20 protein-coding genes, 1 rRNA gene, 2 pseudogenes and 1 riboswitch are annotated in these 23,055 nt (G+C 68.9%); of the genes and pseudogenes, 7 read left to right on the top strand and 16 right to left on the bottom strand.

Going from position 1 to position 23,055, the window contains the following annotated elements; all coding sequences use genetic code 11:
* Positions 1-189: pseudogene (locus AB0D27_RS38490) on the bottom strand (transposase); the annotation flags it as partial.
* A gap of 91 nt (positions 190-280) precedes the next feature.
* Here AB0D27_RS38490 and AB0D27_RS38495 point away from each other — a divergent pair.
* Positions 281-658: a VOC family protein gene (locus AB0D27_RS38495; RefSeq protein ID WP_362518319.1), complete on the top strand. Its 378-nt coding sequence runs from the start codon at positions 281-283 to the stop codon at positions 656-658.
* 42 nt (positions 659-700) lie between these two features.
* Here the strand turns inward: AB0D27_RS38495 and AB0D27_RS38500 are convergent, their stop codons facing one another.
* Positions 701-1,294 (bottom strand): DinB family protein, encoded by a 594-nt coding sequence (locus AB0D27_RS38500; protein WP_362518322.1) that lies wholly within the window; start codon positions 1,292-1,294, stop codon positions 701-703.
* 161 nt (positions 1,295-1,455) lie between these two features.
* On the opposite strand from AB0D27_RS38500, the gene AB0D27_RS38505 reads away from it, so the two are divergent.
* Both AB0D27_RS38505 and AB0D27_RS38510 read left to right on the top strand, forming a co-directional pair.
* Positions 1,456-1,809, top strand: a complete 354-nt coding sequence (locus AB0D27_RS38505) for a hypothetical protein (protein WP_362518325.1) — start codon at positions 1,456-1,458, stop codon at positions 1,807-1,809.
* A 105-nt stretch (positions 1,810-1,914) separates the two neighbouring features.
* Entirely contained in the window at positions 1,915-2,724 is an 810-nt protein-coding gene (locus AB0D27_RS38510) for a PhzF family phenazine biosynthesis protein (protein ID WP_362518328.1), read from the top strand.
* A gap of 133 nt (positions 2,725-2,857) precedes the next feature.
* Here AB0D27_RS38510 and AB0D27_RS38515 read toward each other — a convergent pair whose 3' ends face one another.
* Entirely contained in the window at positions 2,858-3,658 is an 801-nt protein-coding gene (locus AB0D27_RS38515; RefSeq protein WP_362518331.1) for a type II CAAX endopeptidase family protein, read from the bottom strand.
* Between the two features lie 209 nt (positions 3,659-3,867).
* On the opposite strand from AB0D27_RS38515, the pseudogene AB0D27_RS38520 reads away from it, so the two are divergent.
* A pseudogene (locus tag AB0D27_RS38520) lies at positions 3,868-5,630 on the top strand (substrate-binding and VWA domain-containing protein).
* An 18-nt stretch (positions 5,631-5,648) separates the two neighbouring features.
* Here AB0D27_RS38520 and AB0D27_RS38525 read toward each other — a convergent pair.
* Positions 5,649-7,166, bottom strand: a complete 1,518-nt coding sequence (locus AB0D27_RS38525; protein WP_362518334.1) for a glutamate--cysteine ligase — start codon at positions 7,164-7,166, stop codon at positions 5,649-5,651.
* 546 nt (positions 7,167-7,712) lie between these two features.
* Between AB0D27_RS38525 and AB0D27_RS38530 the strand changes: the two genes are divergently transcribed.
* Both AB0D27_RS38530 and AB0D27_RS38535 read left to right on the top strand, forming a co-directional pair.
* Positions 7,713-8,297: a hypothetical protein gene (locus AB0D27_RS38530; RefSeq protein ID WP_362518337.1), complete on the top strand. Its 585-nt coding sequence runs from the start codon at positions 7,713-7,715 to the stop codon at positions 8,295-8,297.
* Positions 8,298-8,648: 351 nt separating this feature from the next.
* On the top strand, positions 8,649-8,855 hold the full coding sequence (locus AB0D27_RS38535) for a DUF5999 family protein (protein WP_362518340.1): 207 nt from the start codon (positions 8,649-8,651) through the stop codon (positions 8,853-8,855).
* A gap of 95 nt (positions 8,856-8,950) precedes the next feature.
* Here AB0D27_RS38535 and gcvP read toward each other — a convergent pair whose 3' ends face one another.
* Positions 8,951-11,836: an aminomethyl-transferring glycine dehydrogenase gene (gcvP, locus tag AB0D27_RS38540; RefSeq protein ID WP_362518343.1), complete on the bottom strand. Its 2,886-nt coding sequence runs from the start codon at positions 11,834-11,836 to the stop codon at positions 8,951-8,953.
* Positions 11,837-12,013: 177 nt separating this feature from the next.
* Positions 12,014-12,109, bottom strand: a riboswitch (glycine riboswitch).
* A gap of 114 nt (positions 12,110-12,223) precedes the next feature.
* Here gcvP and AB0D27_RS38545 point away from each other — a divergent pair.
* Positions 12,224-12,595 (top strand): PRC-barrel domain-containing protein, encoded by a 372-nt coding sequence (locus tag AB0D27_RS38545; protein ID WP_362518345.1) that lies wholly within the window; start codon positions 12,224-12,226, stop codon positions 12,593-12,595.
* On the opposite strand, the gene AB0D27_RS38550 is transcribed toward AB0D27_RS38545, so the two are convergent.
* The 11 genes from AB0D27_RS38550 to rrf form a co-directional block, all read right to left on the bottom strand.
* Positions 12,517-14,037: a DNA polymerase IV gene (locus tag AB0D27_RS38550; protein WP_362518348.1), complete on the bottom strand. Its 1,521-nt coding sequence runs from the start codon at positions 14,035-14,037 to the stop codon at positions 12,517-12,519. The two genes, AB0D27_RS38545 and AB0D27_RS38550, sit on opposite strands and share 79 nt — an antisense overlap.
* Positions 14,038-14,106: 69 nt before the next feature.
* Positions 14,107-14,742 carry a MerR family transcriptional regulator gene (locus AB0D27_RS38555; RefSeq protein ID WP_362518351.1) on the bottom strand — a complete coding sequence of 212 codons (636 nt, stop codon included), beginning with the start codon at positions 14,740-14,742 and terminating at the stop codon, positions 14,107-14,109.
* A gap of 218 nt (positions 14,743-14,960) precedes the next feature.
* Positions 14,961-15,434: a bifunctional nuclease family protein gene (locus AB0D27_RS38560; protein WP_006123076.1), complete on the bottom strand. Its 474-nt coding sequence runs from the start codon at positions 15,432-15,434 to the stop codon at positions 14,961-14,963.
* Between the two features lie 84 nt (positions 15,435-15,518).
* Complete coding sequence (locus tag AB0D27_RS38565; RefSeq protein WP_362518354.1) at positions 15,519-16,274, bottom strand: MerR family transcriptional regulator; 756 nt, start codon at positions 16,272-16,274, stop codon at positions 15,519-15,521.
* A 15-nt stretch (positions 16,275-16,289) separates the two neighbouring features.
* The gene (locus AB0D27_RS38570) at positions 16,290-17,261 is read right to left on the bottom strand and encodes an FHA domain-containing protein (protein WP_362518357.1); all 972 of its coding nucleotides are present in this window, start codon (positions 17,259-17,261) and stop codon (positions 16,290-16,292) included.
* Positions 17,262-17,322: 61 nt separating this feature from the next.
* Positions 17,323-18,222 carry a DUF881 domain-containing protein gene (locus AB0D27_RS38575; RefSeq protein ID WP_362518360.1) on the bottom strand — a complete coding sequence of 300 codons (900 nt, stop codon included), beginning with the start codon at positions 18,220-18,222 and terminating at the stop codon, positions 17,323-17,325.
* Between the two features lie 5 nt (positions 18,223-18,227).
* The gene (locus AB0D27_RS38580) at positions 18,228-18,560 is read right to left on the bottom strand and encodes a small basic family protein (RefSeq protein WP_003988855.1); all 333 of its coding nucleotides are present in this window, start codon (positions 18,558-18,560) and stop codon (positions 18,228-18,230) included.
* Positions 18,557-19,462, bottom strand: a complete 906-nt coding sequence (locus AB0D27_RS38585; protein ID WP_362518363.1) for a DUF881 domain-containing protein — start codon at positions 19,460-19,462, stop codon at positions 18,557-18,559. Before AB0D27_RS38585 ends, AB0D27_RS38580 begins: the two co-directional genes overlap by 4 nt.
* Positions 19,463-19,560: 98 nt before the next feature.
* On the bottom strand, positions 19,561-22,056 hold the full coding sequence (locus AB0D27_RS38590; protein ID WP_362518365.1) for a mannose-1-phosphate guanyltransferase: 2,496 nt from the start codon (positions 22,054-22,056) through the stop codon (positions 19,561-19,563).
* A gap of 116 nt (positions 22,057-22,172) precedes the next feature.
* A complete protein-coding gene (locus tag AB0D27_RS38595) occupies positions 22,173-22,781 on the bottom strand; it encodes a CDP-alcohol phosphatidyltransferase family protein (protein ID WP_362518368.1) in 609 nt (202 codons plus the stop codon).
* A 180-nt stretch (positions 22,782-22,961) separates the two neighbouring features.
* Positions 22,962-23,055, bottom strand: a 5S ribosomal RNA gene (rrf, locus tag AB0D27_RS38600); the annotation flags it as partial.

A 23,055-nucleotide genomic window follows, 5' to 3' on the forward strand; every position in this document is an offset into this window, starting at 1 on the left:
CGCTGCGTGGACGCGCACGGTCACGCAGCGCTGCGTAGATCCGGCACCACGCCCGCGCGCGGGTCCACCGGCGGAACAGGGGTAGAGGGTCTGGTGCGGCGGGAAGTCGCCCGGCAGGGCCCGCCAGGCGCTCCCGCCGCGGACCAGGTGGAAGACCGCGTCCAGGACCAGGCGCCGGTCCCACTTCCCAGGCCTGCGCCCCCGCGCCCGTCAGTGGTCGCATCGTCCGGAGGTTCCGCCCGGCGCCTCACACCTCCCACGCCGAGAGTAGGTTTCGTCAATGGCATGCCGTATCAGTGAGCTCGTGCTCGATTGCCACGACCCCGAGGTGCTGGCGCGGTTCTGGTGCGAGGTCCTGGACTTCACAGTGCTCGATCGCGACGAGGGCGACATCGAGATAGGGCCGCGCGAAGGTTTCGGCGGCCCGCAGCCGACGATCATCCTCAGCCAGACCGACGAGCCGAAGAACGGGAAACTCCGGCTGCACATCGACGTCAACGCCACCGACCGCGATCAGGCCGCCGAGCTCGAACGCCTCCTGGCCGCCGGGGCCGACCTCGTCGACATCGGTCAGACCGGGGAGGAGTCCTGGCACGCCCTCGCCGATCCCGAAGGCAACGAGTTCTGCCTGCTCAAGGCTCGCCTCGACCCGCTCTGACGAGTGGACGCCGGTCGGCGTCTCAGTCGGTCCGGTCCGAAGTTACGCGTCTCGGTCGGCTTCCTTGGCCGCACTCTCCAGTCGGCTTCGATGGTTCTCCCACCAAGCCGAATCGCCCGGCGCCATGCTGTCGTTGCCCTTGCTCATCCCGACGACACCGTCTATGAGCTCCCGGATGACATCGGCGTGCCCCGCGTGCCGGTGCGTATCAGCAATCACGCGCACCACGGCATGATGCAGCGTCACCTCGCTTCTGTCGCTCGGCCACCACGGCACCCTGCCGATCGTGTCCAGCGCCAGCGCGTCGATCGTCGCGTCCGAGTGCGCCCACGCCCGGCCGTAAAGGTCCACGATGTGCTCACGCGACTCGTCGGCGGTGGCCCACATATCCGCGTTGGGCTCAGCACCGTCTTCGAGCCAGGGCAGCGGCTCGCCGGACAGCCGTCCAAAGGTGTCGCCGAGGTAGCCCAGCTCGACGCCGGCCACGTGCTTGATCAGGCCCAGGAGGTTGGTGCCGGTCGGCGTCAGCGGGCGGCGGGTGTCGTACTCCGAGAGCCCTTCGAGCTTCCACAGCAGGGCGTCGCGGGCGGACTGCAGGTAAAAGTGAAGGTCAGCCTTGGGATCCGATGCGGTCATGGGGCCAGTCTTCCGCTCGCACGATCTTTGTCCACCGCCTTTGTCCACCGCCTTTGTCCACCGTCTTTGTCCATCGCTCGCGGCGAATCAGATCATCTGACGCGACGGGCGAATCGGACCAGATCGCTTGAGCCAGGGGCCAAAACGTAGGCTCTGGCAGCATGAGCGCACTCCTGCCGTTCCTCACGGTCATCGGCTGCCTCGCCCTGGTGGTGGGCTTCCTCGCCTGGCTGGCGGCTCGTGTGCGGGGCCGCGGGATGGCCGGGGCCGCCATCGGCGCGGCCCTGGCCGCGCACGACGAGGCGTTCCGGGTGACCGCTCACGACGCGCACCACGAGATCCGGGCACAGGCCGAGCGAAAGGCACCGCTCATGTCGCCCGACGACCACTGGATCTCCGGCCGCGACGAGCAGCCGCCGACGGCGGGCCGGCGCCCGCTTCGGCCGCGCACCCGCCGTCCGCGCCAGGGACGGGCCCATGGACGCTGGACGGCTCGCCTCAGGCGGAGCCACTGACCGGCGACGCGCTCACGCATCCCAGCGGGAACCGCTCCGGGAACCGGTCCAGCACCACGGAATTGGCCTTGGCCCCCCACGTCGCGTGGCGGCTAGCGTCGGGCCATGCGGATTCGAATCGTCGACGCCTTCACCGACCGCCCCTTCGCCGGAAATCCGGCCGGGGTCCTCCTCCTCGACGCCTTCCCGGACGACGCCTGGCTCCAGAACGTGGCCCTCGAGGTCAACCACGCCGAGACCGCGTTCGCCCACCGACTTCCCGAGGGAGGCGACGCCGACTGGGCGCTGCGCTGGTTCACGCCCGCCACCGAGGTCGCGATGTGCGGACACGCCACGCTGGCGACCGCGCACGTGCTGCACACCACGGGCGCCCATGAGGGGCCGGTACGGTTCGCCACGCTCAGCGGCGTCCTCATCGCCACCCCGCACGAGGACGGTGCGATCACCCTGGACTTCCCTACAGCGCCGCTCACCCCGGTCGAGCTCCCGGACGGCGTCGCCGAGGCGCTCGGCGCCGAGCCGCTAACGGCCTTCGACACCGGCCCGAACATCGGCGATCTGGTGATCGAGGTCGCCGACGAGAAGACGGTCCTGGGCCTCACCCCCGATCACAAGGCGCTCGCCCGGTACTCGGAACGCGGCATCATCGCGACCGCCCGCGCCGAGGATCCCTCCCGGGGCTACGACTTCGTCTCCCGCTGCTTCTTCCCGAACGTCGGCATCGACGAGGACCCGGTCACCGGAAGCGCCCACACAGCCCTCGCCCCCTACTGGTCGGAACGCCTCGGCCGCGCCGGTCTCACCGGGCTGCAGGCTTCCCGGCGCTCCGGACTCGTCCGCACCGAGCTGCGCGGCGACCGCACCCTGCTCACGGGCCACGCAGTCACGGTCATCGAGGGCGAGCTGCTCGCCTAGCAGCATGCGAAAGGGGCGTACGACACCTCGTACGCCCTCTTCGTACGCCGTCTTCGAACGCCCTCTTCGTACGCCTGATTCGTACACCTTCTTTGTAGGCCCTCTTCGTACGCCCCGCCCCTTCGAGACCCGCTCACGCCGTGGGCAGCCACCCCACCTTGCCCGCCAGCAGCGCGTATCCCACGAACGCCCCGATGTCGAGCAGCGAGTGCGCCACCACCAGGGGACCGACCCGCCCCCAACGCCGGTACAGGTAGACGAAGACCACGCCCATCGCCATGTTGCCGACGAACCCGCCGACGCCCTGGTAGAGGTGGTATGAGCCGCGCAGCACCGAGCTCGCCACCAGCGCGGTGCCCGGCGTCCATCCCAACTGCCCGAGCCTGCGCAGCAGATACCCGATGACGATGACCTCCTCCAGCACGGCGTTCTGCACGGCCGACAAGACCAGCACCGGGAACTTCCACCACACGTCGGGCAGCGCCTCCGGCACCACGGTGAGGTTGAAGCCGAGCCCCCGCGCCGCCAGATAGAAGGCGATGCCCGTGCTGCCGATCACCGCGGCGATGGCGGCTCCGCGCCCGAGGTCCGGCCAGGGACGCGTGCGGTCGAAGCCGATCACGCGGAGTCCCGCGCCCTCCCGGAGCAGGAAGTGCGCGACCAGCGCGACCGGCACCAGAGCCGACGCGATTCCGAACAACTGCCAGGCCAGATCAAGCCAGGGGCGACCCGGCGCGGCCGAGGCGTTGAGAGTGGCCGCCTGATCCTTGAGACCCCCCGGTTTGGTGACCGATCCGACAAAGCTGATCAGCGCGGACACCCCGCTCGCACCGAGCGACAGGCCCAGGACGAGCAGGGTCTCGTCCCGGAAAATCCGTCGTGTCAGCCGCTCCGTCGGAGAAGATTCGGCCACCGACCCCGCCTCCACCTGCACTCGCGCCTCCAGTTGAGTAATCCCGCCTCATCCCCCATCTTCGCCCCGCTAGGGTCTCGAAAGAAGTTACGAAAATCGTGCGCGACAGGCCGTCGGGGGGACGGACGCCGTACGGGGCGTACCTCCTCTTTGCCTGATTTACGGCTGTCTTCGGCTCGAGTCTCAAGCTGTCCACCACTCGAGGCTCAACAGGGAGGGGCACCACCGTCATGGGACGTCACAGCTTGCCCGACGAGTACGGAGCGGGTGCCGCCGACCCCCGGCCCCGCGCGCGCCGCCGCAATGTGGCCATCGCGACGGCGCTCGTGCTCATGGTCGCGGCGGGCACGGCGGCCGCGGTCCGTGGTGGTCTGCTCTCCTTCGGCGCCTCCTGCCAGGACAGCGCCGTGCACCTCGAGGTCGCCGCGTCGGCGGACGTGGCGCCGGCCCTCAGGGCGACCGCCGAGTACGCCCGCGCGAACAACATCACCTCCGACGGCCGCTGCCTCGACATCAGCGTGAGCGCGCGCGAGCCGTCCAGGGTCACCGAAGCCCTGCGGTCGGGCAAGAAGTCCGACGTCCAGGTGTGGGTGCCGGACTCCGACGTGTGGGTGCAGCGCGTCACCGCGGACAGCACCGCGACCCAGGTGACCAACGCGGGCAACGTGGCCTCCTCGCCGGTCGGCGTCGCCATGGTCCCCTCGGCCGCGAAGTCGCTGGGGTGGCCGAAGAAGACGTACACCTGGACCGAGTTGGCCGGCGCGGCGGTGCAGGAGGACAACCTCAAGCTCGGTACGGCCGATCCCACGCGCAGCGCGACCGGTCTGCTCGCGCTGACGCAGCTGAGCGCCGCCGCGGCCGGTGTCAAGGGCGGTGACACCCAGGCGGCCGCGATGGCGAAGGCCCTCTCGCAGCGCACCTCCGACAGCGACAGCCAGGTCCTCGACACGCTCCCCCGCGACTCATCCGGCACCGAGCAGGGCAACCCCAAGCGCAACCAGGCGCTGATCCTCTCCGAGCAGGCGGCGTTCGCGTACAACGAAGCGGACGACAGCGGCGACGGGCTCGACCTCTTCTATCCCAAGGACGGTTCGCCCCGGCTCGACTACCCGTTCACCCTGGTCGACGAGGTGCGGCTGAGCACCGACGAGAGCCGCGCCGCCCTGCGGTTCATGACACTGCTGAGCGAGTCACAGCCTGAGAAGATCCTGCGGAAGTACGGCTTCCGCACGGACGACGAGAACCCCTCAGACACCCTGGTCAGCGAGGCCGGCGGGAGCTCCCCGCAGCCGTACGCGCAGGCCTCGGCCCAACCCGCGTCGGCGAAGGCGCTCCAGGAAGCCCCGGCATGTGGACGATCACGGTGCAGAGCGCCCGGATCACCACGGTCGTCGACGCCTCCGCGTCCATGTCGGAGCCGGTACCGGGCACCGGCCAGTCCCGGATGGACGTCACCAAGGCCTCCCTGCTGCAGGCCCTCGCCACCTTCACCCCTGAGGACGAGATCGGGCTGTGGAAGTTCTCCACGGAGCTCGACGGCGACAAGGACTACCGCGTGCTCGTGCCGACCGAGCGGCTCGGGGACCGCAAGGGCACCGGCACCCAGCGGGACAAGCTGTCGGAGGCCTTCAGCGCCCTCAAGCCCGTCCCGAGCGGGGCGACCGGCCTGTACGACACCACGCTGGCCGCGTATCAGGCGGCCATCTCCTCCTATGTGAAGGGGAAGTTCAACGCGCTGGTCGTCCTCACCGACGGGGTCAACCAGGATCCCGGCAGCATCTCGCGCTCCAGCCTCGTCGACGAGATGCAGAAACTGACGGATCCGGAGCGCCTGGTGCCGTTGATCGCGATCGCGGTGGGCCCGGACTCCGACAAGAACGAGGTCGAGCAGATCGCCAAGGCGACCGGCGGCTCGGGTCACCAGGTGAATGACCCTTCGAAGATCCACTCGGTGATCCTCAAGGCGATCGTGGAGGCGGGCAGCCAGAGCTGACGACCGTGCGAGCGCCCCTCACCCGAGGGGAACCGGCTCCGGCAGCCCCACCGGCCAGGTGTGCACGGGCTCGCCGCGATGCATCAACTCGCCGTAGCGCCTGGTGGTCGCGGCCAGCGCGGCATCCCGCCCGAGCCCCTTCTCCAGGGCCCGGTGGAAGGTGGCGGCCTGCCAGGTCGCGCCGTTGACGCGCAGCCGGCAGCGGTCCTCGATCACGCCCAGGTAGAGATCCCGGTCGGCGGGCTCGACCCCCCACGCGTCCAGTCCGGCGGCGGCGAGCGGCAGCAGCTCGTCGCGGACCAGGTGCGTGGCGTCCACCTGCGTGGTCCCGCCGTACCGGCCGCGCCGCGGCCACTCCAGGCGCGCGTCGATCCCGTGCCGGCAGGCGGCGTCGAAGTTGGCGGCGGCGGAGGCGAAGGACAGCCGGGTCCACACGGGCCGCGTCTCCTCGGCGAGCGCGCGGACGAGCCCGTAGTAGAAGGCGGCGTTGGCGATGACGTCGGTGACGGTGGGGCCCGCGGGGAGCACCCGGTTCTCCACGCGCAGATGCGGGACGCCGTCGGCGATGCCGTACACGGGCCGGTTCCAGCGGTACACCGTGCCGTTGTGCAGCACGAGTTCGGCGAGCTTGGGGATGCCTCCGGCGTCGAGGACGGCGAGAGGGTCCTCCTCGTCGCAGATGGGCAGGAGGGGCGGGAAGAAGCGCAGGTTCTCCTCGAAGAGGTCATACGCCGAGGAGATCCACCGTTCGCCGAACCAGGTGCGCGGCCTGACTCCCTGGGCCTGCAGCTCGGGTGGACGGGTGTCGGTGGACTGCTGGAAGAGCGGGGGCCGCGACTCGCGCCACAGCTCGTGGCCGAACAGGAACGGCGAGTTGGCACCGACCGCGATCTGCGCGGCCGTCACCACCTGCGCCGCGTTCCACACGTCCGCGAACCGGTCCGGGGTGACCTGGAGGTGCAGCTGGACGGAGGTGCAGGCAGCTTCCGGCGCGATGGACTTCGACGTACAGACGAGTCGCTCGACGCCATCGATGTCCAGGGCGAAGTCCTCGCCGCGGGCGGCCACGATCTGGTCGTTGAGCAGGGTGTAGCGGTCGACGTCCGACAGGTTCGAGGAGACCAGGTCTTCCTGCGCCAGCGTCGGAAGAATGCCGATCATCACGATTCCGGCGTCGACCTCACCGGCCTTGCGATGGGCGTACGCGAGAGCCGCGCGCAGCTCCTCGGCGAGCCGGTCGAATACCCGGCCACCCAATCGGTGTGGGGCTATGTTGACTTCCAGATTGAACATGGCGAGTTCTGTTTGGAAGTCGCGGCTGGCGATCCTTTCGAGTACTTGCGCATTCATCATTTTGGGCATGCCGTCGGGTCCTGCGAGATTCAGCTCGATCTCCAGACCCATGAGGTTCTTCGGGCGATCGAACCGCTTCTCCTTCAGCAGCATCTCCAGTCCCGTCAGGCACTGCCGGAGCTTGCCGCGGTGGCGCAGCCGATCGGACGGACCGAACGGCTCTGCAACGACCTTCTCCCCCATCGAAGCGTCCCTCCTCGGATGGGCAGGCCGATGCTCCGGCCCCTGGCGTCCCGGGTCACGGGGGATGATGCCCAGGCAACGCGATCGATAACGCCCTCGACGAGTCGCCCCGCCCGCTACCCTGGATCCGAGTACCCCGCGGCACATTCACCAGGCATGGTGCACCGTGCAAGTTTCAGCTTGAAATGATCTCGTGAAAAACGCCGACGAGAATCGGCCGACCGCTCCGGCGAAGATTTCCGAGGTCACCGCAAGTACCTCCGCGCAGAATCGGGATGAATCCCTCGTTTCGGCGACCGAATATTGCCTTGCTCTTCATATTCGGGACGGCTAGACGAAACACCGTCTGAACACGCGTCGTATAAACTCCGCAAACGAGGCAGAGAGTTGGCGCTCGCGGTCCCCGGTCCTGTCGTCAGGGCGACGTACGGCAGGCGACACCCTGTCGGCAGATCCAGACCCTCGCTCCTCTGACCCCGAGAGCTGACAGCGCCGTCCGCCCACGCCCTCGCGCCACCGTGCCTGTCGAATGAGAGGCGACCCACTATGCCGCTGCATGTCCCCCCGGCTCCCGCGCCCGCCCTGCGCACCGTCCTCACGGCACTCGGTTCCCCCACCGCCGTCCGCGAGGCCCGTACTCCCTCCCTGCGGACAGTCCAGGGACCGGTCACGCCCGAAGTCCCCTTGCCCGTGCACATCCTGGACCGCATCACTCCCGCGGGAGCGTCCGCCACCCGGCTCGCCGGGTGGCGCTTTCTGATCCGCAGCGGTGACCGCGCGGTGGCCGCGGCCGACACCATGCTGACCCCCGACGGCTGGGCCTTCTCGCGCTTCTTCGAGGGCCCGTACATCACCGCCACCGAACGCGCCCTGCGCCAGGCCGAGACCATGCAGCAGCCGTACCAGGCACGCCTCCTGTCGGTGCCCGAGCTGTACATGCTCACACTCTGGCTGCACGGCGACTGCACCGCGGACGGCGCCACCGGTCAGCCGGCCGCCACCGACCTCCTTGTCCCGCTGGCTCCCGCGCCGCCCGGCATCGCCGCGCACCGTCCGCACCGCGTCGCCGAACTGCTGCCGGTCCTCACCCACCGGCTCACTCCGGGCCCACTGCTCAGCTCGCCCGCGTAAGCACCGAGCGCAGTGCCCCGCCGCCGCTTCCTGCGGCCGCGGGGCACTGCGCTCGTTCGGGCCCCAGGGCGCTCGTACGAGGAAAAACGCGCTGCTCATCCCAACCGGACTAGCCCCATTCGGCCACGTCGAACCATCCAAAGGGACAGTGCAGTTGGGATGAACCGTCCGCACGGGTGATGCGTCCTCAACCTGTGAGAAGCGGTGCCGCGAAATCCCTGCGGATTGACGCCCGTAGGGCAACACTGGGTTTGGACCACACACCAACGGGGGGCGGCAATGAGTACTTCCAGCCGCGGGACAGACACCACAGCCATCACTCACATCTCAACCCAGCGAAAGATCCCATCCATGTGCCAGCACCAGCCACCGTGTCCGTCAGCCGAATCAGCCGACCGGGAGTCCGCCCGTCTCGTGGCGCACCACCCGGAGCAGGGATGGAGCCTGCTGTGCAACGGCGTTCTGCTCTTCGAGGACACCGGTGAGCTCCTGCCGGACGGCCAGATCATCGCCCCGCACCGCCCGATGGGCAGCGCGCACGTGATGACGGCGGCCTGAGCCGCACGCGCACGACGGGCGACTGCCCGGACAGAACGAGGGGCCGGCCCGGAGACACATCCCCCGAACCGGCCCCGACGCATGTCCGCCGGTGATTACTCCTCGTAAGCGTCCAGCGGCGGGCAGGAGCAGACCAGGTTCCGGTCACCATAGGCCTGGTCGATGCGGCGCACCGGCGGCCAGTACTTGTCCGCGGCACAGACACCGGCCGGGAAGACGGCCTCCTCGCGCGTGTACGCGTGGTCCCAGTCCCCGCCGAGCGCGGCAGCCGTGTGCGGAGCGCCCCGCAGCGGGTTGTCGTCCACCGCCCACTCGCCCGAGCCGACCTTCTCGATCTCCCCGCGAATCGCGATCATCGCGTCGCAGAACCGGTCCAGCTCGCCCAGGTCCTCGGACTCGGTCGGCTCGATCATCAGCGTGCCGGCCACCGGGAACGACATCGTCGGCGCGTGGAAGCCGTAGTCGATCAGCCGCTTGGCGATGTCGTCGACGCTGACGCCGGTCGCCTTGGTCAGCGGGCGCAGGTCGATGATGCACTCGTGGGCGACGAGCCCGCCGGGGCCGTTGTAGAGCACCGGGTAGTGCGGCTCCAGACGCTTGGCGATGTAGTTGGCGGACAGCACGGCCACCTGCGTGGCGCGCTTGAGGCCCTCGCCGCCCATGAGCCGGACGTACGCCCATGAGATGGGCAGGATGCCGGCGGAGCCCCACGGAGCGGCCGAGATCGGGCCGACACCGGTCGCGGGACCGGCCGCGGGCTGCAGCGGGTGGTTCGGCAGATACGGCGCCAGGTGCGCGCGCACACCGACCGGGCCGACGCCCGGACCGCCGCCACCGTGCGGGATGCAGAACGTCTTGTGCAGATTCAGGTGCGAGACGTCGCCGCCGAAGTGGCCCGGCTTGGCGAGGCCCACCAGCGCGTTGAGGTTGGCGCCGTCGACATAGACCTGGCCGCCGGCCTCGTGCACCTGCGCGCAGATGTCGGCGACATGCTCCTCGAACACACCGTGCGTCGAGGGGTACGTGATCATCAGGACGGCGAGTTCGTCGCGGTACTGCTCGATCTTGGCGCGCAGATCCTCGACGTCGATCTCGCCGTCGTCCGCGGTCTTCACGACCACGACCTTCATACCGGCCATCACGGCGCTCGCGGCGTTGGTGCCGTGCGCGGAGGACGGGATGAGGCAGACGGTGCGCTGCTCGTCGCCGCCTGCGCGGTGATAGCCGCGCACGGCGAGCAGTCCGGCCAGCTCGCCCTGCGAACCGGCGTTGGGCTGCAGCGACACGTTGTCGTATCCGGTGACCTCGGCGAGCCGCTCCTCCAGCTCACGGATCAGCGTGAGGTAGCCCTGCGCCTGCTCGGCGGGCGCGAAGGGGTGCAGCTGACCGAACTCCGGCCAGGTGACCGGCTCCATCTCCGTGGTCGCGTTGAGCTTCATCGTGCAGGAGCCCAGCGGGATCATGCCGCGGTCGAGCGCGTAGTCGCGGTCGGAGAGCTTGCGCAGGTAGCGCAGCATCGCGGTCTCGGAGCGGTACTCGTGGAACACGGGGTGCGTGAGGTAGTCGTCGGTGCGCAGCAGCTCGGTCGGCAGCGTGTCCTGCGCCGTCGCGTCCAGCGCCTCGACATCGCCCTTGACACCGAACGCCGTCCACACGGCGCCCAGCTGCTTGCGCGTCGTGGTCTCGTCGCAGGAGATCGACACATGGTCGGCGTCGACGAGATGGAGGTTGACGCCATGGTTGCGGGCGCCCGCCACTATCTCGGCGGCCCGGCCCTGAACCCGTGCGGTCAGCGTGTCGAAGTAGGCGCCGTGCACGACCTCGACCCCGCCGGCCGTCAGGCCCGCGGCGAGGATCGTGGCGTACCGGTGCGTACGCCGGGCAATGGTCCTCAGGCCCTCGGGACCGTGGTAGACGGCGTACATGCCGGCCATCACGGCGAGCAGCACCTGCGCCGTACAGATGTTGCTGGTCGCCTTCTCACGGCGGATGTGCTGCTCACGCGTCTGCAGCGCGAGGCGGTACGCCTTGTGTCCGTCCGCGTCGACGGACACACCGACGAGGCGGCCGGGCAGGCTGCGCGCGAATTTCTCGCGCACCGCCATGTATCCGGCGTGCGGACCACCGAAGCCCATCGGCACACCGAAGCGCTGCGTCGTACCGACGGCGATGTCGGCGTCGAGGTGGCCGGGCGCGGTGAGCAGGGTCAGGGCGAGCAGATCGGCGGCCACGGTGACGACCGCGCCCAGCTCGTGCGCCCGCTCGATGAGCGGCTTGATGTCGCGTACGGCACCGGAGGCGCCCGGGTACTGCACCAGCACACCGTTGATCTCGCGCTCGGCGATCTCGGCCGGAATGCCCTCGCTCAGGTCGGCGACGACGACCTCGACGCCGGTCGGCTCGGCGCGGGTCTGGATCACGGCGACGGTCTGCGGCAGCGCGTCCGCGTCGACCAGGAACAGGCCCTTCTTGTTCTTCCCCATGCGGCGGGACAGCGCCATCGCCTCGGCGGCGGCGGTGCCCTCGTCGAGCAGCGAGGCGCCGGACGTCGGCAGTCCGGTCAGCTCGGCGACCACGGTCTGGAAGTTCAGCAGCGCCTCAAGACGGCCCTGCGAGATCTCCGGCTGGTAGGGCGTGTACGCGGTGTACCAGGCCGGGCTCTCCATGACGTTGCGCAGGATCACCGGCGGCGTGAACGTGCCGTGGTAACCGAGGCCGATCATCGAGTCGAGCACCTGGTTGCGGTCCGCGAGGGAGCGCAGCTCGGCCAGCACCTCGGCCTCGGTGCGCGCGCCCGGCAGCTTCAGCGCCTCGGAGTTCTTGATCACGTCCGGCACCGCGGCGGCCGTCAGCTCGTCGAGCGAGCCGTACCCGACCTGCGCGAGCATCTTGGCCCGTGCCTCGAGGTCGGGTCCGATGTGGCGCTGCTCGAAGGGGATTCCCTGTTCGAGTTCGGAGAGCGGAATGCGATGGGCGGTCATTGCGGAGGCCTCCTGGTCTGACGCGACCTTCGAGGGGCACCCCTGCACGGGTACCCCGACGGCCTCCCCCTCTGTCATCTCAACCTGAGAGCTTCACCGGACCGTCCGCTGACGACCCGGTTTTCACCGTCGGTGAGAGCGGAGGCCATCGACACCCGCCCTGCTTTCCAGAGTGACCTCGTCCGTGCGGTACGTGAGCCTGAGAGATTCCGGGGAGGATTTGCTCCTTCGGCGCCTCCGATGAAGTCTGGAGGACTCTCCCGCACGGGGTCAGCAGCCGCCTGTCAGCCTACCAGCGAGGACAGGGCCCGGGCCTTCGAGTGGCCGCCTTCCTGAATGTGCTCTTTTGTAGTGCTTACGGATGATTTGCGACCAAGAGGAGGGCCCGTGCAGACCGACATCGATCCGCGCAACCTGATCGGCCGCAAGGCGTTCGACCGCAATGGCACCAAGATCGGCACGATCGACGAGGTCTATCTCGACGACGCGACCGGGGCCCCGGAGTGGGCGGCCATACGGACCGGCCTGTTCAGCAGAGACGCCTTTGTACCTCTGGAGCCCAGCGAGCTCGTCGAGGGCGCCCTGCGCATCCCCTTCGACCGAGCGCTGATCAAGGACGCCCCGGACTTCGGCGTCGGCCGTCACCTCTCGCCCGAACAGGAACTCCAGCTCTACCACCACTACGGCCTCGATGTGGCGCCCCCTCCCCCGCCACCGGACCGCGACTTCGGCCGGCTCGCTGGCTCGGACGACGCCTGAGGAGACGAGACTTGAAGTGAGGAGGCCTGAGGCGCGGGGGTCTCGGGTCTTCGCGCCACCAAGGGCAGCGGGTCCGCGGGCTCCAGATCCGCATCGTCGGTCCTGAAGGTCCGTACCCGCCCGGGCTCGGAGTAGGGCGTCTCGAACCGCACCGTGACCCGTCCGAGGCCGCTGCCCTGAACCCATCCGTGCCCGTACTCGGCGTGCCGTACGTCGTGCCCCGCGGGCCAACGCCGCTCGGCGGGCGGCACATGCTCCGCGGTGGACTCCTCCGTCGCGCCCTGCGCGGATTGCTCCCGGTCTCCCGACTCCCCGGAGGCGGCCTGCGCCGCCGCTTGTACCTGCGCACGCGCCTCTGCTTCTGCCTGCGCCTGAGCCTGCGCGAACAGATCCTCCTGCGTGTAGTCCGCGAGCCCCGAGACGCCGACGCCCAGCAGTCGTACCCCACCGGTCGTGTCCACCGCCTCCAGGAGCCGCATGGCGGCCTCGCGTACGACCGCGGGGTCGTCCGTGGGTCCGCGCAGTGTCTCGGACCGGGTGAGCGTCGAGAAGTCGTACCTCCGCACCTTCAGGACGATCGTCCGCCCCGACAGCCCGGCTGTGCGCAGCCGCGCCACACACCGGTCAGCGAGCCGCTGCACCTCCAGACCGACCCGGACCCGGTCATGGATGTCCACGTCGTACGTGTCCTCGACCGACACCGACTTGGTCTCCCGCTCGGCCACCACGGGCCGGTCGTCGTGCGCCAGCGCCATCGCGTACAGCGCCTGCCCATGGGCTTTCCCCAGCAGCCGTACGAGCTCGTCCTCACCCGCCTCCGCGAGCTCCTCGACGGTGCTGACCCCGGCCCGCCGCAGATGGTCCCCGGTCGCGGGCCCCACCCCCGGCAGCGTCCGCACCGACATCGGACCCAGCAGCGCGCGCTCGGTTCCGGGCTCTATCAGCACCAGGCCGTCGGGCTTGGCCTGCTCCGAGGCGATCTTGGCCAGCATCTTGGACGCGGCGAGCCCCACCGATCCCGTGAGCCCCGTGACGGCGCGGATGTCGGCGCGCAGCTTCACCCCGGCCAGCCGCGCCGAGCCCTCGTCCCAGGCTGTTCCGCCCGCTTCCAGGTCCACGAACGCCTCGTCCAGGCTGAGCGGCTCCACCAGCGGCGACAAGGCCCCCAGCAGCCCCATCACCTGCTCGCTGACCTCCCGGTAGAGCCCGAAGCGCGGCACCAGATACGCGGCGTTCGGCGCGAGCCGACGGGCCTGGGCCATGGGCATCGCCGAGTGCACCCCGAAGACGCGTGCCTCGTACGAGGCGGTGGCGACGACTCCGCGCGGTCCGAGCCCGCCCACGACGACCGCTTTCCCGCGCAGGCTCGGCTTGGACGCCTGCTCCGCCGAGGCGAAGAAGGCGTCCATGTCGAGATGCAGGATCGTCGGCGCGGTTCTCACATCTCCGATGCTGCACTACGCCACTGACAATGCCCCGGCACACCGGGGCATCAGATCGGCCCCTGCGCCTCAGACCGCGCGATTGCGCCGCCGCGCCAGCTCGTCCGTCGGGTTGTGCCCGACGAGCGTCTCGCCCGTGTCCACGCGCTCTCCGTGCAGCTGCGAGAGGGCACTCTCGACGTCCCGCCACACCACACCCACGGCGATCCCGAAGACACCCTGACCGCCCTGCAACAGGGCATGTACGTCGTCGGGCGAGGTGCACTCGTAGACCGTCGCGCCGTCGCTCATCAGCGTCATACGCTCCAGGTCCCGGAAGCCGCGCTCCCTGAGGTGCTGAACCGTGGTCCGGATGTTCTGGAGCGACACCCCGGTGTCGAGGAACCGCTTGACGATCTTCAGGACGACTACGTCCCGGAAGCTGTAAAGGCGCTGCGTCCCTGACCCGTAGGCGGGCCGCACACTCGGCTCGACCAGACCGGTCCGCGCCCAGTAGTCCAACTGCCGGTAAGTGATGCCGGCCGCTGCGCACGCCGTGGGACCGCGATAGCCGATCTCCTCGGAAACCGCCCCTCCCTCGCCCGACACTGCCGCCGGCCGCCGCGGAACGTGATCGGCCGCGCTGCCGTGAAGCGGGTACGGGCCGCTCTCCCCCAGACCGCGTCCGGGGGCACCCCCAGCCGTACCGTCGCCGCTGCTTCTCACGCCGACCTCCGTCCTTGACCTGCCTTCTCGACGGTAGGCAGTCACCAGGGGCGCGTCAACGATCGCCACACTCGGCACGCCGAGTGATAATCACCCTAAGAGTGGTTTCCCGCGCCCCACCGCGGGGAAAGGCTAGCCGAATGCTCTCGGAGCGGGCCGCGGCACACCACACTGGCCGCGGGCAATTGCCGCCCCAAGCGCCCTGACAATCCGGCGCGTCACTGGCTGTTGGTGCCGAAGTCCTCGGGCGAGATCTGGTCGAGGAACTCGCGGAATTTCTCCACCTCGTCCTCCTGCTCGTCCGGGATCGCGATGCCCGCGTCGTCGAGCACTCCGTCGCTGCCGTAGATCGGCGTCCCGGTGCGCAGGGCCAGCGCTATGGCGTCGGACGGCCGCGCGCTCACCTCGACCCCGCTGGCGAACACGAGCTCGGCGTAGAAGACGCCCTCCCGCAGGTCCGTGATGCGCACTTCGGTGAGCTCCTGGCCTACGGCCTCCAGCACGTCCTTGAACAGGTCGTGGGTCAGCGGTCGCGCGGGAGCCATGCCCTGCTGCGCGAAGGCGATCGCCGTCGCTTCCCCCGGTCCGATCCAGATGGGAAGGTAGCGGTCGCCTCCCACTTCACGCAGAAGCACGATCGGTTGGTTGGAGGGCATTTCGACCCGGACACCTACGACATCGAGCTCGTTCACACAGCAACCCTAGGCCGTGCCCGGGACGTTTGGGTAGTCGGGCACAGAACGGGTGGACGATCCACAGCCTGGTGGCGCCCCGGGTCAGGGCAGCCGCACACCCAGCGCGTTCTGCACAAGCGCCGCGTGCAGCTTCACCGTCAGGCCCGCCAGCTCCTTCGTACGGGCCTCCGCGTGCGCCCTGGTCTGCGGATTGCGATGGCGCCGCAGCGGGGCCACCACCTGGTCCACAAGTCCCGCGTCACGGTCGGCCGCGGCCTTCATCGCACGCAGATGGCGCGGCTCGATCCCGGACCGCCCGAGCTCCACGACGAGCGCGGCGACGGTCACCGCCTCCGCGTCGTACGCCCCGTCCGGCAGCGGCGCGATGAGCCCGTACGACTCCCATTCCTGCAGCTCCCGCTCACCGATCTCGGCGGCGGCCAGCAGCTCGGCGCGGCCCACCCGGGCCGCCGTGGGCACCTCGGGCTCGCCGAAGAGGTCACCGAGGAGCTCTGCGTCGCCGGAGTCGCGCTGGCGCCCCACGGACGGCAGCCGCACCGGCTCACCACGCTCCAGGGCGTCCAGATGCTCGCGGATCACCTTCAGCGGCAGATAGTGGTCGCGCTGCATCCTCAGGACGTGGCCGAGACGCTCGACGTCAGTGGCGCTGAACTTGCGATACCCCGAAGGGGTTCGCTGCGGCTCGATGAGCCCCTCCGACTCCAGGAACCTGATCTTGGAGACGGTGACCTCGGGGAATTCGTCACGCAGCACGTTCAGCACCACGCCGATGCTCATCAGCCCACTGTCCGCGGCGGCGGCACCGCTGCCGGCACCGCCGCTCGGTGTTTGAAGCATGGACCTTCCCTGAGGTCAGATGCCCCGCTGGCTCGCGTAGAAGACCAGCCGGTACTTGCCGATCTGCACCTCGTCACCGTTCGACAGAGCGACCTGGTCGATCCGCTCCCGGTTGACGTACGTGCCGTTCAGGCTGCCGACGTCGGCCACCGTGAACGAGCCGTCCGCGGCGCGACGGAACTCCACGTGGCGGCGCGACACGGTCACGTCGTCCAGGAAGATGTCGCTCTGCGGGTGACGCCCGGCCGTGGTCAGCTCGCCGTCCAGCAGGAAGCGACTGCCCGAGTTCGGGCCACGGCGGACCACCAGGAGCGCCGAGCCGAGCGGCAGCGCGTCTACGGCCGCCTGCGCCTCCGGGGAGAGCATCGGCGAGAGCGTCTGGCCCGTCACCTCGGCGTCATAGGCCTCGAGGCCCGAAATGGAGATCGTGGACGTCGTCTCGGACGGACGCTCCGCGCCGCCCCGCAGCGGCGCACCGCAGTTGGAGCAGAACCGGCTGTTCTCCGCGTTGCGGTTACCGCACCTCGTACACACCAGGGCCGACATGGACGGATCCTCCTGCCGCGGCTGCCCCCCAGGGGCATGGGACGCGTACGGATCGGAGGCAAACCCTCCACCCGTACTTGAGGTCGACGGTTCCCCGAAACCTATGCGGCCGGACCGGGCAGGGTCAACAGACGGCGCGCCCTGACCACCGGAAACGTCATCGCCCGGACCAGCCACCTGGTCCCGGAACAGCGGGCGGTTGCCGCCCTGTGCCTCCGCGTCTCCCTGACGCGGTGCACGATGCCGGGCAGTCGCGTTGTCACCGCTGCCCTCTCGCGCGCTCTTGCCGAACAACTTCGCAAACAACTTCACGGGCGATTCCCCTTGACCGAAACAGACCCGCCCGTGGGGCAGGACGAACCCTGATTGAACACACCGGTCGACCCGGACATCCTCACAACGTCCGTATCCACCAGACAGTTTCCACCACGCACCACCCATTCGGTGCGCCGACCCCCCGCAACCTCATGCCCTCGCCGAACGCCCGCCATGCGACCCCGGCTCACTGGGAGGACGACCGAGCGTAGTCAGGCCGCTTCGCCGGTCGCAAGGCGTCCACCACGATCTTGGCCGAGCGGTCCACCGTGACGGTGGCCTGCTCCTTCTCCAGCGTCTGCACCACGCCCCCCGGGATGTTCAGCGCCGGCTCCAGGTCCTGCGGCTTGCCGATGACCTGGAAACGGTAGGGCTGGGTGATCTTGTTCCCGTCGACCTTCACTCCACTGCCGGAGTCGCTCAGGTAGGTGCCGGCGACGACGCGTACGCCGTTCACCTGGATCGCCTCGGCACCGGCCGCGCGCAGTTCCTGGATCGCGTCGAGCAGCATGTCCGCCTTGACCGTCCCCTTCGTGTCATTGATCGTCAGGGTGATGCCGGGGCCCTGCGCCGCCACGGTGCCCGCCAGGATGCCGAGTTGCTTCTCCTTCTCGACCGTCTGCTTGCGGGCCTCCTCGGCCTGGTCCGAGCTGTTCTCCAGCTCGGTGCGCTGATCTTCGAGACCCTGCTTCTCGTCCTCAAGACGCTGAGTACGGTTGTCGAGTTCATCGAGGATGCGTACGAGATCTTCCTGACGTGCCCCGCGCAGGGCGCTGCCGCTGTCGCTGTTGGAGGCCACCTGGACGGCCAGGCCGAAGCCGAGCCCGAACAGCAGTACAGCGACGATGAGTTGCGCGCGGGTCACCCGCGGCGGCCACAGACCCTTGACCAGCCGCTGACGGCCGGTCAGCCGTGGCTCGGCGTCCTCTTCGCCCTGCGGCGGCCCCGCACTCTTGGCAGGAGCCGCGGCGGGCACCTCGTCGGGCAGCTCCTTGCGCAGCCGGTTGTCCGGGCTGGCCGCGGGCCGGGGCGCCTCGGAGGGATCGCGGGCCTCAGCGGGCTCGCCGGTCTCGTCCTCGTGGTTCATCGGCCTCACGCCCGGAACACGTGCCGGCGGATCGCCGCGGCGTTGGAGAAGATACGGATGCCGAGGACGACCACGACGCCCGTGGAGAGCTGGGCGCCCACGCCCAACTTGTCGCCCAGGAAGACGATCAGCGCGGCCACGACCACGTTCGACAGGAACGACACCACGAAGACCTTGTCGTCGAAGATGCCATCCAGCATCGCGCGCAGGCCTCCGAACACGGCGTCGAGCGCCGCCACGACGGCGATCGGCAGATAAGGCTCGACAACCGCCGGAACCTCGGGCCGGACCAACAATCCAGCCACGACTCCCACGACGAGGCCCAGTACGGCGATCACGATGTGCCCTTCTCTGTGCTCGGCTGTGCTGTACGTACGATCACACTCGGTGCGGCGGACAACCGGACGTCGTCCTCGACGGAAATGCCCGTCCGGATGCCGAAGTTGTCCTGCAGGGCGTGCAGATACAGCCCGTCGGCACTGTTCTGGAACCTGGTGCTGAGCCGCTTGCCGTCCCCCACCGCGAGCACCGTGTACGGCGGCACCAGTGGCTTGTTGTCGACCAGTATCGCGTCACCCGCGGCCCTGATCGCCGACAGGGCGGTCAGCCGCTGTCCGTTGATCGCGATGGCCTCGGCGCCCGACTCCCACAGGCCGTTGACGACGCGCTGCATGTCCCGGTCGCGGACGCGTCCGGTGTCGGAGAACCCGGAGGTCTCCCGGGGATCGCCGTCACCGCCCGTACTGGCTTCCTTCGCGTCGTTCACCACGAGTTTCACGCCCGGCCCGTGCACATCGGTGGCGCCCGACAGGATGCTCACCAGGTCGGCCTGCTCACCGCCGCCGCTCTTCTTGAGCGCCTCGCGCTGCCGGGCGCTCACATCGGCACGCAAAGTGTCGACGCTGCTCTCCAGCTTGTCCGCGGCCGTGGTCTCGTGTTCGATGCGGTCGATGAGCTCCTGGCGCTCTTTGGCGACGACAGGGGCCGCGATCCGCGCGTTCGCCGCGCCGACGGTCACGACGAGGGCCGCGAGTACGAGACCTGCGGCAAGACCCAGCTTCGCCCGCACCGTCTTCGGCATGCCGCCGTCGTCCTCGGCCTTCTTACGGGCAGCCGCCTCGGCATACCCGTCGTCGAGGCTGTGGTCCATGACGTTGGTGAGCAGCGACATGGAGGCGTCCGGGCGCGAGGGGCGCGGAGCGCTGCTCCGAACGGGGGGCTGCTGCGGCATGCCGCACATCGTCGCACGTCGCGGGCGCTACCTCCGAATGGCCCCACCGGGGTGCCGGACAGGCCCCTTTGGGGGCACTTGTCCGGCACGCGCGCGTGCTGTGTGTTTCAGCGACCGGCGCTGTCCACGACGGCCGCCCACTCGTCGAGCAGGGCTTCCGCGGAGGCATCGTCAGGGCCTTCGGCCCACAGATGCGTGACCGCCTCGGCGGGGTCCGGCAGTACCATCACCCAGCGCCCGTCGGTCTCCACGACCCGAACGCCGTCGGTCGTGTCCACGAACCTGTCACCGGCCTCCTCCACGACCCGGCGCATCACAAGGCCCTTCACGGCCCAGGGAGTCGCCAGATCACGCTTGAGGACATGCGCCCGCGGAATCCGCGCGTCGATCTGGCTGAGCGTGAGCTGCGTCCGCGCCACCAGCCCGATGAGCCGTACGAAGGCGGCCGCGCCGTCGAACACGCTGCTGAACTCGGGAATGATGAAGCCGCCGCGGCCGTCACCCCCGAAGATCGTCGTCTCATCGCCCCCGACCCGCGTCAGATCGTCGGGAGATGTGGTCGTCCACTCCACCTGGGTTCCGTGGTACGCCGCCACCTGCTCGGCGATCCGCGTGGTCGTCACCGGCAGCGCCACCCGACCGCTGCGCCGCTCTGCGGCCACCAGGTCGAGCAGGACGAGCAGGGCACGGTCGTCCTCGACGATCCGGCCCTTCTCGTCGACGAGCGAGAGCCTCTCGCCCACCGGGTCGAAGCGCACGCCGAACGCCGCGCGCGCCGACGCGACGATCTCACCGAGCCGCACCAGACCGGCTCGCCGGGTATCCGCCGTTTCCGTCGGCCTGGACTCGTCGAGACCGGGGTTGATCGTCAGCGAGTCGACACCGAGCTTGCCCAACAGACTGGGGAGCACCAGCCCTGCACTGCCGTTCGAGGCGTCGACGACCACCTTCAGCCCGGATTCGGCGACACCGGTGGTGTCGACATTCCGCAGCAGGGATCCCGTGTAGGAGTCGAAGACACTGGCCGGGAAGTGCAGATCCCCGATCTCTCCGGGAAACGCCCGCCGGTACTCCTGTCGCGCGAACACCCGATCGAGCTTGCGCTGCCCAGCCTGTGACAGGTCGGCGCCCTGTCCGTCGAAGAACATGATGTCGACGGAGTCCGGCACCCCCGGTGTCGTACGGATCATGATCCCGCCCGCACTGCCTCTGGCGGTCTGCTGCCGAGCCACCGGCAGCGGTACGTTCTCCAGGTCGCGCACTTCGATGGCGCTGGCCTGCAGCGCCGAGATGACCGCCCGCTTCAACGCGCGCGCGCCTCGCGAGTGGTCGCGGGCCGTGGTGACGGTGGAACCCTTCTTGAGCGTCGTCGCGTACGCTCCCGCGAGACGCACGGCGAGTTCCGGGGTGATCTCCACGTTCAGGATTCCGGAGACGCCACGGGCACCGAAGAGATGCGCCTGGCCCCTCGACTCCCAGATCACCGAGGTGTTGACGAAGGCTCCGGCCTCGATGGTCTTGAACGGATAGACCCGTACGTTGCCCTGGATGATCGACTCTTCGCCGACGAGGCATTCGTCGCCGATGACCGCGCCGTCCTCGATCCGGGCGGCCCGCATGATGTCGGTGTTCTTGCCGACGACACAACCGCGCAGATTGCTGTGCTGGCCGATGTACACGTTGTCGTGCACGACGGCCCGGTGCAGGAACGCGCCGCTCTTGACGACGACATTGGAGCCGACGACCGTGTGCTCCCGGATCTCGGCGTTCGCCTCGACCTTGGCGTAATCCCCGATGTAGAGCGGTCCGCGCAGTACGGCGTCAGGGTGCACTTCGGCACCCTCGGCGACCCATACGCCCGGGGAGATCTCGAAGCCGTCGAGCTCGACGTCGACCTTGCCTTCCAGGACGTCGGCCTGCGCCTTCACATAGCTCTCGTGGGTGCCGACGTCTTCCCAGTAGCCCTCGGCGATATAGCCATAGATCGGCTTGCCTTCCTTCATCAACTGGGGGAAAACATCGCCGGACCAGTCGACGGAGACATCGGCTTCGACGTAGTCGAAGACCTCGGGCTGCATGACATAGATGCCCGTGTTCACCGTGTCCGAGAAGACCTGACCCCAGGTCGGCTTCTCCAGGAAGCGCTCGACCTTGCCCTCTTCGTCCACGATGGTGATGCCGAATTCGAGGGGGTTCGGTACGCGCGTCAGACAGACAGTGACGAGCCCACCCTTTTCCTTGTGGAAATTGATGAGGTCGGTGAGATCGAAGTCGGTCAGGGCATCACCGGAGATGACGAGGAACGTGTCGTCCTTCAGCGCCTCCTCGGCGTTCTTGACGCTCCCGGCAGTACCGAGTGGCTTCTCCTCGTTGGCATAAGTGAGCTCCATGCCGAGCTCCTCGCCATCACCGAAGTAGTTCTTGACCAGTGAGGCCAAGAACTGGACAGTAACGACGGTCTCGTTGAGCCCATGCCTTTTGAGCAGCCTGAGCACGTGCTCCATGATCGGGCGGTTCGCCACGGGCAGGAGCGGCTTGGGCATGCTCGAGGTCATCGGACGAAGGCGTGTGCCTTCGCCACCGGCCATCACGACGGCCTTCATGTCGGAAGCGTCCTCCTTGAAGAGACGACGGTCTAGCCGACTTCACCCGTCCTGATTGTCCCGCAGATTTCGAGCGCGGGCCATCCGGGCACTTCAGCCGCCCAATCGGGCCGAGCTCAATCGGCCATGGCGTCCGCCCGGACAAGCCGGCGGACCTGTACCACGTAGAGGACTCCTGCCCACCAATAGAGGGTTGTACCCCATCCGGCGAACGCCCATCCGAAAATAGCACCGAGTGACGCGATCCATCCACTTGCGTCACTGAGCAGCAGCAACGGGAAGGCGTACATCAGGTTGAACGTGGCTGCCTTCCCAAGGAAGTTCACCTGCGGCGGCGGATAGCCATGGCGTCGGAGGATGCCCACCATCACCAGCAGAACCAGCTCGCGCGCCAGAAGTGCAGCGGTCAACCAGAGCGGAAGAATCTCGCGCCAGGTGAGCCCCACGAGAGTCGACAGAATGTAGAGTCGGTCGGCCGCGGGATCGAGCAGCCGGCCGAGGTTACTGATCTGGTTCCAGCGCCGGGCGAGCTTGCCGTCCAGATAGTCGCTGATGCCGCTGAGCATGAGTACGAGCAGCGCCCAACCGTCGCTCTTGGGACCGCCGAACTCCGGCCTGAGGATCAGCCACAGGAAGACGGGCACGCCGACGAGGCGCGCCATGCTGAGGATGTTCGGGATGGTGAGGACCCGGTCAGTCTGGACACGGGTCTCCTGGACCTCCACCCGGGGGCCTCCTGTGGGAAACGAGCCAACGATGCCCCCTGACCCTACCTGCAGCCTTCACCTTGCGGTGCGGAGGGGTGGAGGCGCCATGAGGGAAAGGGGAGAACCCGGGAAAAGCCAGGAAAACAAAAAAGCTCCGGCTCTCGGGCTGTATGCCCAAGAGCCGGAGCTCTAAAAGAAGTTCGGCGGCGTCCTACTCTCCCACAGGGTCCCCCCTGCAGTACCATCGGCGCTGTGAGGCTTAGCTTCCGGGTTCGGAATGTAACCGGGCGTT

Origin of the sequence: Streptomyces sp. NPDC048415 (assembly GCF_040651675.1) — a bacterium.
In the GTDB taxonomy this organism is placed as follows: Bacteria; Actinomycetota; Actinomycetes; order Streptomycetales; family Streptomycetaceae; genus Streptomyces.